The sequence below is a fragment of the Bifidobacterium pullorum subsp. saeculare genome (assembly GCF_016899725.1).
Taxonomy (GTDB): domain Bacteria; phylum Actinomycetota; class Actinomycetes; order Actinomycetales; family Bifidobacteriaceae; genus Bifidobacterium; species Bifidobacterium pullorum_C.
Genome location: NZ_JACLYU010000129.1, coordinates 1 through 507, shown reverse-complemented (window position 1 = coordinate 507; position 507 = coordinate 1). Strand labels below are relative to the sequence as shown.

Sequence of the window (507 nt, the reverse complement as noted above, 5' to 3'; positions counted from 1 at the left end):
CGCCAGCATCCATGACATCCTGGGCGATCTCGGCATGGAAGGCGCGGTCGAGGTTACCGCCGCCGAAATGGATCCAGCGCGGCTGCTTCAAGCCGGCCTCGCGGGTGGCGTCGACGTCGAATGCGGGGAGCTTCACCCCCATATTCGCAAGTTCATCACGGGACTGCTGCCATTGCTTCAGCGAAACCATACGAACAACTCCCATCGTTCGAAGCCGCGGCACACGCGCCTCTTCGATACCATCCACGTTGATGCTGGATACCAGCCGAAATGGAGAATCGTCTCCCCCAAAGCGAACTAGTGTCTAATATATCAGATTGAAACCCGCTCAAACGCACGCAAGCATTTTTCCTGATTATTCATTTGTAGACAGTCGATTCTCACCGCTGAGTAGCGTTCTATTATCAGTTGATATATCACTTGTCGTATTCCGGGGTTCTCGGTCCCTCCGCGACCATGCACCTAGAAGAGCAATAAGCAACCCCGTCTACGTCGCAGATCGGACAC

At 54.6% G+C, this 507-nt stretch carries 1 protein-coding gene; it reads right to left on the bottom strand.

Features of this window, described 5'->3' with window-relative positions:
- Positions 1–190: hypothetical protein (locus tag H7U32_RS09795; RefSeq protein WP_204469857.1), on the bottom strand; the 190-nt coding region annotated here is incomplete at its 3' end.
- Between the last annotated feature and the right edge of the window lie 317 nt (positions 191–507).